This is a genomic window from Nonomuraea sp. SBT364, from assembly GCF_001083785.1.
Lineage (GTDB): Bacteria > Actinomycetota > Actinomycetes > Streptosporangiales > Streptosporangiaceae > Nonomuraea.
In genome coordinates this window covers 50,514-64,008 of record NZ_LAVL01000020.1, presented here as the reverse complement: position 1 = coordinate 64,008, position 13,495 = coordinate 50,514, and the positions used below count along the sequence as shown (strand labels likewise).

Sequence of the window (13,495 nt, the reverse complement as noted above, 5' to 3'; positions counted from 1 at the left end):
CGCCTGCTCGCCGTCCACCTCGGCCGATCGCGCCGGGGCCGCAACGCGATGGATCGGGGGCGGGAACCTCAGGCCAGCACCGGGAAGTTGCTGCGGAACACGGCGCGGGGGTCGCGTTCGCGCTTGAGGGCCCGCAGCCGGTCCAGGACCTCGGGGGCGAAGGCCGAGGACGCGCTCTCGCCGGGCGCCAGGTAGGTGTACGGCTTGCGCCCGCTGACGTACGGCGCGAGGGCCCCGGCGAGGTCGCGCTGCCTGTCCCTGATGGCGGCGGCGACCGGCGGCGTGGACGGCACGCCGAACAGGTAGAGGCTGTAGGGCTCGGCCAGCGCGCCGTGCGGACCGGAGGAGGGCCGGGCCAGGGCGCCGCCGAGATGCCGGACCTGCACGCTGAGCAGCGGGTCGATGGGCCTCGACAGCAGGATCCCGGCGGCGGTGTCGTCCAGCCCGGTGAGCAGCTCGCCGCGCGACAGCCCCGGCCCGGGATCGGTGGGCTCGGCGGTGATGGACCCCAGGGCGGACGGCGGCATGACGCCCCGGCTGTCGGAGATCAGCCCGCCGATGCCGTCCAGCGGGGCGCCCAGCGCCCGCCCGCCGGCCTCGTCGCCCAGGTAGGTGGCGTCCACCGCCACCAGCGGGGCCGAGCCGGGGAAGCGCAGCAGGTCCAGCCACAGGGTCAGCTCGCCGGGAGCGTGCGCGGTGATGCTCCGGAAGGCCGCCAGCACCGCCGGCGCCCGATCGGCGGGCCACAGCATGCGCCCGCCGAACAGCGCGGCAGCCGGGTACAGCCGGAACTCGACCGCCGTGACGAGCGCGAAGTCGCCGCCGCCGCCGCGCAGCGCCCAGAACAGGTCAGGATCGGAGTCCGCGGTCACCCGGGCCGGCCCGCCTTCGGCGTCGACGACGTCGAAGGCGACGACGCTGTCGGCGGCCCACCCGTGCGCGCGGCCGAACCAGCTGAGCCCGCCGCCGAGCGTGTAACCGGTCACGGTCACGGCCGGGGAGCTGCCCGCGAGCCCGGTCAGGCCGTGCTCGGCGGCGGCCTCCTGGACCCGGCCCCAGGGCGCCCCCGCTCCCACGCGGGCGGTGCGGGCGGCGGGGTCCACGCGCACCTCGCCGAGCTGTCCGGTGCGCAGCAGGATCGCGCCGGCCAGGTCGCCGGTCGCGCCGTGGCCGCTGGGCTGCGGGAAGACGCTCAGCCCGCGGGCGCCGGCGTACTTGACCAGCGCCGCGGCGTCGGCGGCGTCGGCCGCTTCGACCACGGCCGCCGCGTGCTGTTCGACGGCCAGGTTCCAGGGCCGGCGGGCCGGGTCGAAGCCGGCGTCGCCGGGCAGCAGGACGCGTCCGCGTACGAGGGCGCGCAGGTCGTCGAGAGTGTGTGTCATCGTCCGTCTCCGAAATCAGGTGGTGGGGATCAGGCGTTGAAGATCGCGTTGGGGTCGCCGGTGAACCAGGCGTTGTCGATGCGGACGCGGCGCATGACCCAGCGGTCGCCGTCACGTACGAGGTCGGCGTCGTAGAGGTTCTTCAGCAGGGCGTACGTGGCGCGGTCGGCGGTGAGCAGGTGCTGGGCCTCGACCAGCGCGGTGAGCCGGGCGGTGTCGCCGTCGATCGCGACGCGCGGGTTGGTGACCTGGTGCGTGGTCGTGACCCGGCCGGCGAACAGGGCGAGGATGGTGGTGACGATGGTGTCCCGCCCGGCCATCAGCGGAGGCTTCGACCCCCACTTGGCGGCGGCCGGGCGGAAGTCCAGCTCGGCGTCGGCGGCGAAGGCGGAGGCGAACAGATCGGCGTCCTTCAGGTCCTGGCCGAGCCCGAACCGGTACAGCGCGTCGACGATCTCGGCGCGGTCCCTGAGCTCCCGGGTGACGGCGGCGGGAGCGGCGGCCGACAGGGCGTGCGGGTGGGTGACGTTCATGGGGTCCAGCCTCGCGCCGTCCGAAGTCGTGATCAACGAGCGTCTGTGCAAGGATCGTGAAGCCAGGGTTAACGATGTGGGGGGGCGGCATGCTGGAGCGGCACGAGCTGGAGGCGTTCCTCACGCTGGCCGAGGAACTGCACTTCGGCAGGACCGCCGAGCGGCTGCACGTCTCCACGTCCCGGATCAGCCAGACCATCGCCAAGCTCGAACGCCGCGCCGGTGTCCCGCTGTTCGAGCGGACCAGCCGCCGGGTGGCGCTGTCGGCGGTGGGGCGGCGGCTGTACGAGGAGGTCCGGCCCGCCTGGACCCGGATCGGCGACGCCTTCGAGCGCGCCGTCGAGTCCGGCCGGGGCGTCACCGGCACGCTGAACGTCGCCTTCACCGGCCCGGCGGCCGGCCAGTTGCTCGTCGGCGCGACGGAGCTGTTCCGCGAGCGGTATCCCGACTGCGACGTGCGGCTCCGCGAGGCGCAGATCGCGGACGTCGTGCCGTGGCTCCGCGACGGCGTGGCCGACCTCGTGCTGGCCCAGCTCCTGGCCCACGTCCCCGCGCCGGAGCCGGGCATCGTCAGCGGGCCCGTGCTGGTGCGCGAGGCCCGCATGCTGGCCGTGCCCGCCGGTCATCCCTTCGCCCGGCGGGAGTCGGTCTCGGTCGAGGACCTGGCCCGCGCCACGGTGCTGCGGATGCCGGAGACGCTGCCCGCGTCCATCCGGGCCGACCGCACCCCGCGCCGGACCCCGTCGGGGCGGCCGATCGAGGCGGGCCCCGTGGGCGCGACCTTCCAGGAGATCCTCACGCTCATCGGCGCCGGGCAGGGCGTCTTCCCGGTGGGCGCCCAGACCAGGCGCTATCACGCCCGCCCGGACGTCGCCTACGTCCCGTTCGAGGACGCCCCGCCCGTCGAGTGGGGCCTGTGGCGCACGGAGGCGGCCACCGCCCGGGTCCGCGCCTTCGCCCAGGCCGCGCACGACCTGCTCCGGGAGCCGTAGCGCCCGGCCGCCGAGCGGTCATGTGTTCTTCCTGGCCCGGGCCGCCAGCAGCGCTCCGGCGACGGCGGCCACCACGTAGCAGGTCAGCCACACCGCGAACCCGCCCGGCACCCAGTGGAGCAACCCGGCGTCGTCCCGGTCGGCCAGCAGCCGGATGCCTCCCTGGGCGCCCAGCACCAGCAGGATCATGCCGATGACGAGCATGGCCACGTGTCTCATGTCGCGCCTCCTCCGTTATGGTTCGTCCGAACCATAACACCCTTTGTGGTTCGACCGAACCACAAAGGCGCGACATTAGCCGGCCAGGCCCGCCTCCTTGGCGGCGGCGTCGATGGCGGCCAGCTCGTCGGCGGTGAAGTCCAGGCGGTCCACGGCGGCCACGTTCGCCTCCAGCTGCTCGGGGCTGGAAGCGCCCACCAGCACCGACGTGACGCGCGAGTCGCGCAGCGCCCAGGCGAGGGCGAGCTGGGCCACCGACTGCCCGCGCGCCCCGGCCAGCCCGGCCAGCGCCCGGACGAACGCCAGTACCTGCGGCGTCACCCGGTCCGCCGTCAGGAAGCGGCCCTCGGCGGCGCGCGAGTCGGCGGGGATGCCGTCGAGATACCGGTCGGTCAGCAGCCCCTGCGCCAGCGGCGAGTAGACCACGCAGCCGACCCCGTGCTCCTCCAGCACGCCCAGCAGCGACTCCTCGATGCCCCGGTTGAGCAGGGAGTAGGACGGCTGGTGCACCAGGAGCGGGGTGCCGAGCTCGCGCAGCAGCCGGGCGGCCTCCGCGGTGCGCTGCGGGGAGAAGTTGGAGACGCCCACGTACAGCGCGCGCCCGGTGCGGACCAGGTGGTCGAGCGTCGCCACCTGCTCCTCCAGCGGAGTGTCCGGATCGTCCCGGTGCAGGTAGAAGATGTCGACGAAATCGAGCTCAAGCCTGGCCAGCGAGCGGTCCAGGGTGGCGAGCAGGTGCTTGCGCGAGTTGCCCTTGCCATAAGGGCCGTCCCACATGGGGTTGCTGCCCTTCGTGGTGACCACGACCTCGTCGCGCAGCGAGCGCGGCAGCAGCCGGCCGAACGCGGACTCGGCGGCGCCCAGCGGCGGGCCGTAGCGGTCGGCGATGTCGAAGTGCGTGATGCCCAGGTCAAGGGCCTTGTGCAGGATCGCGCGCTGCCCGTCGAGCGGCTTGCCGGCGCCGAAGTTGTGCCACAGGCCGAGCGACACGGCGGGAAGCAGGAGGCCGCTGCGGCCACACCTTCGGTACGGCTGGCGTTCGTAGTCCACGATGCACCTTCCAACGTGATCAACAGGATGGGTGACATGTCATGTCGTGCCCTGGTGAGTCACCGTATCGGGTGGATCGCGCGTCTCCCGTACGTCACGGGGGCCGTGACGTACGGGAGCCCTCGTCTCAGTCGCTCAGCTCGATGGCCGCGCCGGGGCAGACCGCGGCGGCCTCGCGAACCGCGTCGTGCTGCCCGGCGTCCGGCTCGGCCTGGAGCAGGACGGCGATGCCGTCGTCGTCACGCTGGTCGAACACCTCCGGCGCGATCAGCACGCACTGACCGGCGCCGCAGCACTTGTCCTCATCGATGATGATCTTCATGGCGATGTCTCCTCTGCGGTTACCAGCGGACCGGGACCGTGCGCAGACCGCCGACGGCCAGCCCCTCCACCCGCTCCAGCTCCTCGACGGGCACGGCCAGCTCCAGGGTCGGGAGCTTGCGCAGCAGCACCTCCAGGACGACCTGCAGCTCGGTGCGGGCCAGCGCCTGGCCGAGGCAGGAGTGCGCGCCGGCGCCGAAGGCCAGGTGCGGGTTGGGGCTGCGGGTCAGGTCCATCTCGGCGGCGGCCTCGAACGCGCTCTCGTCGCGGTTGGCCGCGGCCATGCTGCACACGACGGTGGTGCCGCGCGGCAGGACCGTGCCGCTGACCTCGGTCTCCTCGCGCAGGTAGCGGGGCAGGCCGAAGCCGGAGTTGGCGTCGAGGCGCAGCGTCTCCTCCACGGCGGTGCGGATGAGCTTCGGGTCGGCCAGCAGGCTCTCCCACCGGCCGCGCTCGGCCAGCAGCATGGAGACCATCTTGCCGATCATGTTGGCGGTGGTCTCGTGCCCGGCGACCAGCAGGCCCATGCCGGTGACCAGGATCTGCAGGTCGGACAGCCCGCCCTCCTCGGGGCCGCCCGCCGCGATCAGCTCGCTCAGCAGGTCGTCGCCCGGCTCGGCGCGCTTGCCGGCCAGCAGGTCGGACATGTACTGGAAGAACGCGGCCTGCGCGGCCTCGATCTCCTCCTTGCCGTAACGGGTGAGGTTGAGCAGCGTGTCGGACCAGTATGAGAACCGGTCGCGGTCCTCCGCCGGCACGCCGAGCATGTCGCAGATGACGTACACCGGCAGCGGGAAGCCGAGGCTCGCCTTGAGGTCGCCCGGGGCGCCGCCCGCGACCATCTCGTCGACGAGATCCTCGGCGATCCTCGCCATCGACGGCCGCAGGGCCGACATCCGCTTGGCGGTGAACCACTTGCCGACCAGGCGCCGCCAGTGCTGGTGCTCCTCGCCGCCGTCAGGGATGATCGTCGCCATCTCGCTGCTGAACACGCCGCCGCCCTCCGCCGTCAGCCGGGCCGCGTCGGGCGCGGTGAGCTGGCGGGTGAAGCGCGGGTCGGCGAGCACCTCCTTGACGTCGGCGTAGCGGGTCAGCAGCGTGGCCGCGTCGCCGCTGGGCAGCTTCACGTGGGCCACCGGGCACTTCCCGCGCAGCTCCGCCCACTCCGCGGGCGGGTCGAGCGCCGCGTCGGCGGGGATGGGGTAGCGCAGGACCTGCTCGTTGACGCTCATTCGGCATCTCCTCTGAACTGGTGATTGATCGCCTGCGGACGAGGTCACGCGGACGCGAGCGACTGGGCGCCGAGGGCCTGCTGCCTCAGGACGCGCGCCTGCTTGGGCATGTTCCAGCCGATCACGCCGGTGACCCGGCCGCCCTCGCGGTAGAGGGCGGTGAAGCGGCGCTCCTCCGGGTCGCCGTCGACGACGGTCAGCTCCGCCGCCGGTGACGGCAGCCCGTGAGCCTGGATCTTGACGTCGTACTGGTCGGTCCAGAAATAGGGGATCGGCGTGTACGGGCGGTCCGCGCCGAGGATGTTGGCCGCCACCGCCTGGGCCTGTTCGGTGGCGTTGGTGCGGTTCTCCAGGCGCAGCCGCCTGCCGAGCCCCTCGTGCTGCCAGGAGGCCACGTCGCCGACGGCGTAGATCCCTTCGGCGGCGCGGCAGCGCGAGTCGCACGCCACCCCGCCGCCCGGGGTGAGGCCGGGGAGGCCTGGGAGGCCGGGGAGGTCGCTGCCCTCCAGCCAGCCGGTCGCGGGGCGGGAGCCGACGGCGACCACGACCACGTCGGCGGCCAGCAGCTCGCCGCCGGCCAGCCGGACGCCCGTGACCTGCCCGCCGGCGCCGGTCAGTTCCTCGACGGTGACGCCGAGCCGCAGCCGGACGCCGCGCTCGCCGTGCGTCCGCGACAGCAGCTCGCCGATCACGTCGCCGAGCTGCTCGCCCAGCGGGGTCCGGCCCATGCCGGCGAGGGTCACGTCCAGGCCCAGCGCGCGGGCGGTGGCCGCGACCTCCGCGCCCAGCACGCCCTCGCCGACGACCACGAGCCGCCGCCCGGCGGTCAGGTCGCGGCGCAGCGCGAGCGCGTCGTCCAGGGTGCGCAGCACGTGCACGCCCGCCAGGCCGTCCTGGCCGGGGAGCCGGCACGGAGTGAGGCCGGTGGCGATGACGAGGGCGTCGGCGCGCAGCACCCGGCCGGAGCCGGTGGTGACCGCCCGGGCCGCCGCGTCGAGCGCCACGGCGGGCTCGTCCAGCGCGAACTCCGCCTGCAGCGCCTCCAGCCGCGCCGGGTCGCGGAGCTGGACGCGGGCCGGCTCCCACGCGCCGGCCAGGACCTGCTTCGACAGCGGCGGCCGGTCGTAGGGCAGATGGGGGCCGGCGTCCAGCAGCGTCAGCCGGCCCTGGTAGCCGTGCCGGCGCAGTGCCTCCGCGGTGCTCAGGCCGGCGGCCGACGCGCCGACGATCAGCACGCTGTCCGGTGAGGTCACCAGGCGCCACCCAGATGAAGTGTCCGCATGTGTCGTGCTCCCTTCCGTCGCCAGATTACCCTACACGTGTAGGAAACCGTACAGATGTAGGCAGACGGTAGGGTGAAACGCGTGGCCACTAGCAGAAACAGCACCACGGCGGGTGACCGGCGCGTCCGCCGCACCCACGCGGCCCTGGCGCGCGCGCTCATGCAGCTCGTCGAGGAGCGGGATCTGTCGCGGATCAGCGTCGCCGACGTCGCCGAGGACGCCGGGGTGAGCCGCTCGACCTTCTACGACCACTACCGTGACGTGCACGAACTGGCCGAGGCCGCCTGCACGGCGATGATCGACGACCTGATCGAGTCCCTGCCCGGCCCCGCCCCCGACTCCGCCGACATGGCGCTGGAGGTGACCCGGTCGCTGGAGGCGTTCTTCGCCAGCCTCGCCGGGCACGCCGGGCTCTATCGGAGCCTGCTGGGGCCGCAGGGGAGCGCGCGCGTCGCCGACCACATCCGCCGCCGCATCACCGTGGCCGTCCACGACCGGATGCGGGAGAACGCGGGCCTGCCCGGCCGCGCCGAGGCGCTGCTGGACATCCCGCACGACGTGCCGGCCGCCTTCACCGGAGGCGCGATCATCGGCGTGGCCGCCGACTGGCTCCAGCGCGGCTGCCCGCGGTCGCCGGCCGAGATGGCCGCCCTGACGTGGCCGCTCTTCAACGCCCTCTATCACGCCGGCGTCCATAAGCAACTCTAGTTGCTAGGCTTGCCCGCATGCCGAGCGAAGATCCGGCGGACGCGCTGGCGGCCGTGGCCGCGCTGCGCCGCCTGGCCGACCAGTTGGAGGACTCCGCCGTCGAGCAGGCGATGCGGGCCGGCTGGAGCTGGCCGCAGGTGGCCGAGGCGCTGGCCGTCACGCGCCAGGCGGTTCACAAGAAGCACGCCAAGCGGCTCATCGCCGCCGGAGTGACGCTGCGGAGGCGGGGATGAGCCAGTTCGACGCCTACCTCCACGAGGTCCTGGAGCGGGCCGGGCACGAGGCCGCGCGGGACGCCTCGGCCACGATCGAGGCACACCACCTGCTGCTGGCCGTCGCCGCCGGGCACGAGCCGGCGCTGACGTCGGCCGGCCTCGGCTACGAGGCGCTGAAGGACGCCCTGCGCCGGGAGTTCGAGCACAGCCTGGGCGTGGCCGGGGTGACGACCGCCGCCTTCGACCTGCCGCCGGCGACCCCCGACCTCTCGCGCCGCCCGCAACTGGGCGCCTCGGTCAAGGTGGCCCTGGACCGGATGGTGCGCTCGCACCGCAAGAAGGACCTGCGGCCGGGCCACCTGCTGATCGGCATCCTGCAGGCCGAGGTCGGCACGGTGCCGCGCGCCCTCGCCCTGGCCGGGGTAGACCGGGCCGAGCTCGTCGAGCGCGTGCGGAGCGAGCTCCCCGGCCAGTAGGAACGCGTCTATTCCGGCAACTCGGACACCCGTATCCGGCGTGCGCTTGAGATCGCGCCGGGCTCGATGGATCTTAGAGTCCGGCTCGTCGGAAGGGCGTCGCTACACATGCAGCCTCCCTCCCCGCGTGACCCGGGACGGGGCTCACTCGGCTGGCGCGACCCGCTGTTTTTGGCGTCCAGGCCCAGCATCGAGCGGGTGCGCCGGTTCGTGGCGATGCTGCTGTTGCTGCAACGGCTCAGCTATCTGCTGCCCGCCTGTGCGAGCCTGTTCGCCGCTGAGGCGCTGTACGCCGACCGCGGCCGCAACGCGGTGCTGCTGGCGCTGGGCCTGACGTGGAACGCGGTGCTGTTCCGCTGGGTGGCGCGGCGCGGCTGGTTCGCGCCCCTGGCCGTGGTGATCGACGTGGTCGCCACCTGCGTCTTCCTGGTCGGCGTCACCGGCGCCTGCCTGCCTGGGCCGGGCACCTGCGTGTCCAACTGGTCCTCGCACGCCCTGCTGGCGACCGGGGCGCTGATCGGCGCGGTCTGCGCGCGCCCGATCCAGTTCGCGGCGCTGCTGCCGCCGGTCGTGGTGTACGCGATCGCGCACGCCGACGACCTGGGCCAGCGCTTCCCGCCCGCGCTGGAGCTGGCCGTGCGGGTCAACAGCTACGTGTGGTTCGCGATCATCGTCTTCTTCATCCGGCGCTACCTGGCCGCCCAGGCCACGCGGCTGGACGGGCTGGCCGAGCAGCGGCTGGCGGCCGAGGCCGAGCGGGTCGCCGAGCGGGCCAGGCTGGCGCACTACCGGCAGTTGCACGACACCGTCCTCACCACGCTGACCGCGATCGCGCGCGGCGGGCTGGACCATCGTACGGAGGAGGTGCGGCGGCGGTGCGCGGCCGACGCGGCCTACGTGCGGACGCTGATCAGGCAGGACGCGGCGGGCCCCGCCACGGGGCTGGGCAACGGCCTGGCCCGCGCGGTGGCCAGGGCGAGCGGGCTGGGGCTGTGCGTGCGCTACGCCGCCGAGGCGCTGCCCGCGGACCTGCCCGCCGACGTGGGCGAGGCCATGGCGGAGGCCGGCGCCGAGGCGCTCAACAACGTGGCCAGGCATTCGGGGGAGCGCGAGGCGTGGCTCACCGCCGTCGCGGTGGACGGCGTGGTCACCGTCCGCGTCGTCGACCGGGGCGCCGGATTCGATCCGCGCCGGGTCGAGCCCGGCTACGGGCTGCGGTCCTCGGTCATCGGGCGCATGCGCGAGGTGGGCGGCGGCGCCGAGGTCATCACGGCGCCCGGCGAGGGGGTGTGCGTGGAGCTCAGGTGGCCAGACCGTCCTCCCTGACGCGGTCGGCGAGCTCCAGCTTGGTGTAGGCGGGACGGCCGGCCTTCCGGTACTTGTCCTTGACGCGTTCGAGGTAGTTCCTGGCGGTCCCCGGCTGCACCCCGGCGCTGCGGGCCGCCGCGGTGAGCGTCATGCCGGAGGCGTAGGCGAGCAGCACCGCGCGCTCCTGCGGGGACAGGACGGGCCGATCGACGTCGCGGTCGGCCAGCCAGCCGAGCGCCAGTTCCGGGGAGATGGCGACCTTCTCCGTCGCCACCTCCCTCACCTTGGCCACCAGCATCGCCAGGTCGTGGTCCTTGGTGAGGTAGCCGCCGGCCCCGGCGGCGATCATCTGCCTGGCCATGTCGCCCGAGGTCACGACGCTGACCACCAGCACCCGCCGCCGCAGCCGCACCAGCGTGCGCACGTTGCGCACGGGGTCGGAGCGGTCGGCCAGCAGCAGGTCGAGCAGCACCACCTCGGCCGGCGACCGCTCCGTGCCGAGCAGTTCGGCGACGGTGGCGGCCGATCCGGTCAGCCGGATGTCGGGCACCCCGGCCAGCCAGGCCGCCAGCCCGTCGATGAGCATCCGGTCATCGTCGACGACGGAAACGGTGATCACGACTGTCTCTTTCATATCCGGAATGTCGTGTCAAGTGCGCAGTTTTGACGGCTAGCCGTCACGAACCCGGCAGCAGAGCATGGCGCCAAGTCCGAGAAGGGAGAGCAAGCATGACCGTGACCCTCGAAAGGGCAGAGGAGATCATCGCCGCCTGGAGGGCGGGCGACGAGCCGGACAGCCCGGCAGGCCCGCTGCTGCCGGGCACGTACGTGGAGTCCGAGATCACCATGACAGGGCCGGGCGCCTCCGGCAAATGCGGGACCGCCTGCTCGGGCTCCTACACCCGTTACTGCTGCTGAGCGGGGACGGGAGCACATGGCCGGTGAGTTCGACCCTCCGCTGGACCCGCTGATCGGACCGGCTCTGGCCGACCTGGAGGCCCGGCTGGGGTCGCTCACCGGCCTCGCCCGGGCCGAGTGCGACGTCATCCTGGCGGGCGCCGCCCGGTCCCTGGAGGAGGACGTCCGCCGCAAGATCACCAGAGTGCTGGTGCTGGAGCTGAACGCCGCCCGGCTCTCCGGGCGCCTGACCGCCCCCGATCCCGCCGCCCGCTGGGAGCAATGGAAGAAGACCGTGGCGGAACCGGAGTTCTGGCACGGCCTGGCGGTGCCGTACCCCGCCATGACGGCCAGGCTCACGACGGTGATCCGCTACCGGTGCGAGGCCGCCTTCGCGTTCGCCGCCCGCTTCGCCCGGGACCGCGCGGCGCTGGCCGCCCTTCCGGGGGCGCCGTCGGGCGAGCTCGTCGGCGTCGAGTTCGGCGCCGGGGACAGCCACCGGGGCGGGCAGACGGTCGTCCTGGCGCACGGCGAGGACGGCCGGGTCCTGTACAAGCCGCGCTCGCTGGCCGTGGACGCGGCGCTCGCCGGCCTGCTCACCCACCTCGGCGCCACCACCATGCGGGTGCCCCGGGTCGTGATCGGGCAGGGGTACGGCTGGGCCGAGCACATCGGGCACCGCCACTGCGCCGACGCTGGCGAGCTGCGCGCCTTCTATCGGGGGATGGGCCACTGGCTGGCCCTCATGCGCCTGCTCGGCGGCAGCGACCTGCATGCCGAGAACCTCATCGCGGCCGGCCCGCATCCCGTGGTCGTCGACTGCGAGAGCCTGTTCACCCCGCACGCCAAGGCGCGTCCAACCGGGTACGGCCACGCCGTCGACCTGGCGGTCGAGTTGGTGGACGCCTCGGTCATGCGCACCGGGCTGCTCCCGGGGCGAGGAGTGGCGCTGGGCTGGCGGGGCGTGGACATGTCGGCGGCGGGCGCGCTGCCCGGCCAGCAGCCGGAGGTCGAGCTGCCCGTCGTGCTCGGCGTGGGCACCGACAGCCCCCGGATGGGCACCGAGCGGGTGGAACTGCCCCCGGCGGCCAACCATCCCAGCCCCGAGCCGGTGCTCGGCCACTACTGGGACGTGATCATCGCCGGGTTCGACGAGCTCGGCGACCGCCTGACCGGACTCGACAGATCGGGCGAACTGGAGCCCCTGCTGGCGGGCTTCGCCGACTGCCCGGTCCGCGCGGTGCTGCGCTCCACCGAGTCGTACGCCGAGCTGGCCCGCATGCTCTGGCATCCCGCCGCGCTGCACGACGAGGCGCCCGCCCGGGCCAAGGCCGCCGCGCTGCTGGCCAAGATGTCGGAGAACGTGCCCGGCGCCCCCGGCGACCCCGCCATCATCGCCGCCGAGGTGGACGAGCTGTGCGACGGCGACATCCCGCTGTTCGACACCACGCCGCGCGCCGGGGTGCTGCGCGGCCCGGCGGGCACCCGGTGCGGCCCGGAGACCGACCTGATCGCCGACGCCGTGGCCCGCTGGCGGGAGCGTGACCACGGCCTGGACCGCCGGGTGGCGCAGGCGGCCCTGGTCAGCGCCTACCTCAACGAGGGCTGGATGCCGGAGGACAAGCGGCTCTCGCCCGGCCTGCTCCTCACCGGCCGCACGGAGCCCCGCCGGCGCGCGGCCGCGGCCGGCATCATGCGCGGCGTGCTGGACAGCGCCGTGCGCGGCCGGGACGGCACGGTCACCTGGATCACGCCCGTGCTCAACCCCACCGGCTGGGCCGTGCAACCGCTGTCGGCCGACCTGTACGGCGGCGCCCACGGCGTGGCGATCCTGCTGACCGCCTACGTCCGGGAGGCCGACGGCGGCCGGGCCGAGCCGATCGGCGAGCTGCCCGGCCTCCTGGAGGCGGTCCTGCGCACCATCCGCCTGACGGAGGACCGCGACGCCGCCAAACGGCGGGAGGACATGCGGATCCGGCCGGAGCCACCCGGCGCCTACCTCGGGATCACCTCGCAGGTGTGGGGCTGGCTGCTGCTGCGCGCCCTCGGCGCGGCCGGGGAGGAGGCTCCGGCGCGCGCCCGCGAGCTGGCCGCGCTGCTCCCGGAGTCGATCGAGGCCGACGACAGCTACGACCTGCTCTCCGGGATGGCCGGGGCGATCGTCCCCCTGCTGCGGCTGGGCGAGCAGACCGGCGAGGCGCACTGGGCCGAACTGGCCGCCTCCATCGGCACACGGCTGGCCGGGCTGGCGGAGCACCGATCCGGCGGCGTCTGCTGGCCCAGCCCGCGTTTCCCGCAGGGGCTCGGCGGGCTGGCCCACGGCGCCACCGGCATCGGCTGGGCGCTGTCCCGGCTGGCGGACTCGCCCGGCGCCCCCGGCGGCCTGCGGGAGGTCGCCGAGGCGGCGTTCGCCTACGAGGACACCCTGTACGACCCGGGCCAGCGTGGCTGGGTGGACCTGCGCGGGGACGGCTTCACCGCGGCCGCGTGGTGCCACGGCGCGGGCGGGGTCGGGATCGTCGCCGCCGACCGGCTGGCCCGCTCGGGCGGCGGCCGATGGCGTGACAGGCTGGCGCGCGCCGCCGCCTCCTGCTGGGCCGACGGCACCGGCTGGAACCACACCCTCTGCCACGGCGACCTCGGGTCCTGGGAAGTGATCGAGCACGCGCGGGCGGCCGGGGTCGCGCCGGTGGACCGGGCGCTGCTGGACTCCCACATCCTGGGCAGCCTGGAGGCCAACGGCCCGGTCAGCGGCCTGGCCAGGGACGCCTTCGCGCCGGGACTGCTGCCCGGCCTGGGCGGGGTGGCCTACCAGCTGCTGCACATGCACCCGGACTGCGAGCTGCCGTCCGTCCTGCTCCCGGACCTGGGGTGAGCCA

General features: G+C 74.2%; 15 protein-coding genes. 7 read left to right on the top strand and 8 right to left on the bottom strand.

Annotated elements, in window-relative coordinates; genetic code table 11:
- Positions 1-68: 68 nt before the first annotated feature.
- Together ADY59_RS12795 and ADY59_RS12790 are read right to left on the bottom strand one after the other, a co-directional pair.
- Positions 69-1,382 carry an FAD-binding oxidoreductase gene (locus ADY59_RS12795; RefSeq protein ID WP_049561860.1) on the bottom strand — a complete coding sequence of 438 codons (1,314 nt, stop codon included), beginning with the start codon at positions 1,380-1,382 and terminating at the stop codon, positions 69-71.
- A 29-nt stretch (positions 1,383-1,411) separates the two neighbouring features.
- Complete coding sequence (locus ADY59_RS12790; protein WP_049561858.1) at positions 1,412-1,915, bottom strand: nuclear transport factor 2 family protein; 504 nt, start codon at positions 1,913-1,915, stop codon at positions 1,412-1,414.
- Positions 1,916-1,971: 56 nt separating this feature from the next.
- Here ADY59_RS12790 and ADY59_RS12785 point away from each other — a divergent pair, with 56 nt between their 5' ends.
- Positions 1,972-2,907, top strand: a complete 936-nt coding sequence (locus tag ADY59_RS12785; RefSeq protein WP_231618686.1) for a LysR family transcriptional regulator — start codon at positions 1,972-1,974, stop codon at positions 2,905-2,907.
- A gap of 18 nt (positions 2,908-2,925) precedes the next feature.
- On the opposite strand, the gene ADY59_RS12780 is transcribed toward ADY59_RS12785, so the two are convergent.
- The 5 genes from ADY59_RS12780 to ADY59_RS12760 form a co-directional block, all read right to left on the bottom strand.
- Positions 2,926-3,126 carry a hypothetical protein gene (locus ADY59_RS12780; RefSeq protein WP_049561857.1) on the bottom strand — a complete coding sequence of 67 codons (201 nt, stop codon included), beginning with the start codon at positions 3,124-3,126 and terminating at the stop codon, positions 2,926-2,928.
- A gap of 75 nt (positions 3,127-3,201) precedes the next feature.
- On the bottom strand, positions 3,202-4,176 hold the full coding sequence (locus ADY59_RS12775) for an aldo/keto reductase (RefSeq protein ID WP_049561856.1): 975 nt from the start codon (positions 4,174-4,176) through the stop codon (positions 3,202-3,204).
- Positions 4,177-4,303: 127 nt separating this feature from the next.
- Positions 4,304-4,498, bottom strand: coding sequence for a ferredoxin (locus ADY59_RS12770; RefSeq protein WP_049561855.1), 195 nt, complete (start codon positions 4,496-4,498; stop codon positions 4,304-4,306).
- Positions 4,499-4,517: 19 nt separating this feature from the next.
- The gene (locus tag ADY59_RS12765; RefSeq protein ID WP_049561854.1) at positions 4,518-5,729 is read right to left on the bottom strand and encodes a cytochrome P450; all 1,212 of its coding nucleotides are present in this window, start codon (positions 5,727-5,729) and stop codon (positions 4,518-4,520) included.
- A 44-nt stretch (positions 5,730-5,773) separates the two neighbouring features.
- Positions 5,774-6,982 (bottom strand): NAD(P)/FAD-dependent oxidoreductase, encoded by a 1,209-nt coding sequence (locus ADY59_RS12760; protein WP_049561851.1) that lies wholly within the window; start codon positions 6,980-6,982, stop codon positions 5,774-5,776.
- A 111-nt stretch (positions 6,983-7,093) separates the two neighbouring features.
- Between ADY59_RS12760 and ADY59_RS12755 the strand changes: the two genes are divergently transcribed.
- The 4 genes from ADY59_RS12755 (at position 7,094) to ADY59_RS12740 (ending at position 9,737) form a co-directional block, all read left to right on the top strand.
- Positions 7,094-7,720 carry a TetR/AcrR family transcriptional regulator gene (locus ADY59_RS12755; protein WP_049561908.1) on the top strand — a complete coding sequence of 209 codons (627 nt, stop codon included), beginning with the start codon at positions 7,094-7,096 and terminating at the stop codon, positions 7,718-7,720.
- 17 nt (positions 7,721-7,737) lie between these two features.
- Positions 7,738-7,953 (top strand): hypothetical protein, encoded by a 216-nt coding sequence (locus tag ADY59_RS12750; protein ID WP_049561848.1) that lies wholly within the window; start codon positions 7,738-7,740, stop codon positions 7,951-7,953.
- On the top strand, positions 7,950-8,411 hold the full coding sequence (locus ADY59_RS12745; RefSeq protein WP_049561845.1) for a Clp protease N-terminal domain-containing protein: 462 nt from the start codon (positions 7,950-7,952) through the stop codon (positions 8,409-8,411). The genes ADY59_RS12750 and ADY59_RS12745 overlap by 4 nt, the downstream gene beginning before the upstream one ends.
- A gap of 198 nt (positions 8,412-8,609) precedes the next feature.
- Complete coding sequence (locus ADY59_RS12740) at positions 8,610-9,737, top strand: sensor histidine kinase (protein ID WP_156325444.1); 1,128 nt, start codon at positions 8,610-8,612, stop codon at positions 9,735-9,737.
- On the opposite strand, the gene ADY59_RS12735 is transcribed toward ADY59_RS12740, so the two are convergent.
- A complete protein-coding gene (locus ADY59_RS12735) occupies positions 9,712-10,338 on the bottom strand; it encodes a response regulator (RefSeq protein WP_049561841.1) in 627 nt (208 codons plus the stop codon). The genes ADY59_RS12740 and ADY59_RS12735 overlap by 26 nt on opposite strands.
- Before the next feature lie 110 nt (positions 10,339-10,448).
- Here ADY59_RS12735 and ADY59_RS12730 point away from each other — a divergent pair, with 110 nt between their 5' ends.
- Positions 10,449-10,637, top strand: a complete 189-nt coding sequence (locus ADY59_RS12730) for a DUF6229 family protein (protein ID WP_049561838.1) — start codon at positions 10,449-10,451, stop codon at positions 10,635-10,637.
- 16 nt (positions 10,638-10,653) lie between these two features.
- The gene (locus ADY59_RS12725; RefSeq protein WP_049561836.1) at positions 10,654-13,491 is read left to right on the top strand and encodes a type 2 lanthipeptide synthetase LanM family protein; all 2,838 of its coding nucleotides are present in this window, start codon (positions 10,654-10,656) and stop codon (positions 13,489-13,491) included.
- The last annotated feature ends 4 nt before the right edge of the window (positions 13,492-13,495 follow it).

What these genes read in the sequence shown, in the direction of transcription:
- ADY59_RS12745 (WP_049561845.1), top strand. Translation starts at nt 7,950, where the DNA reads ATGAGCCAGTTCGACGCCTACCTCCACGAGGTCCTGGAGCGGGCCGGG.
- ADY59_RS12750 (WP_049561848.1), top strand. Translation starts at nt 7,738, where the DNA reads ATGCCGAGCGAAGATCCGGCGGACGCGCTGGCGGCCGTGGCCGCGCTG.
- ADY59_RS12780 (WP_049561857.1), bottom strand. Translation starts at nt 3,126, where the DNA reads ATGAGACACGTGGCCATGCTCGTCATCGGCATGATCCTGCTGGTGCTG.
- ADY59_RS12765 (WP_049561854.1), bottom strand. Translation starts at nt 5,729, where the DNA reads ATGAGCGTCAACGAGCAGGTCCTGCGCTACCCCATCCCCGCCGACGCG.
- ADY59_RS12790 (WP_049561858.1), bottom strand. Translation starts at nt 1,915, where the DNA reads ATGAACGTCACCCACCCGCACGCCCTGTCGGCCGCCGCTCCCGCCGCC.
- ADY59_RS12770 (WP_049561855.1), bottom strand. Translation starts at nt 4,498, where the DNA reads ATGAAGATCATCATCGATGAGGACAAGTGCTGCGGCGCCGGTCAGTGC.
- ADY59_RS12725 (WP_049561836.1), top strand. Translation starts at nt 10,654, where the DNA reads ATGGCCGGTGAGTTCGACCCTCCGCTGGACCCGCTGATCGGACCGGCT.
- ADY59_RS12795 (WP_049561860.1), bottom strand. Translation starts at nt 1,382, where the DNA reads ATGACACACACTCTCGACGACCTGCGCGCCCTCGTACGCGGACGCGTC.
- ADY59_RS12730 (WP_049561838.1), top strand. Translation starts at nt 10,449, where the DNA reads ATGACCGTGACCCTCGAAAGGGCAGAGGAGATCATCGCCGCCTGGAGG.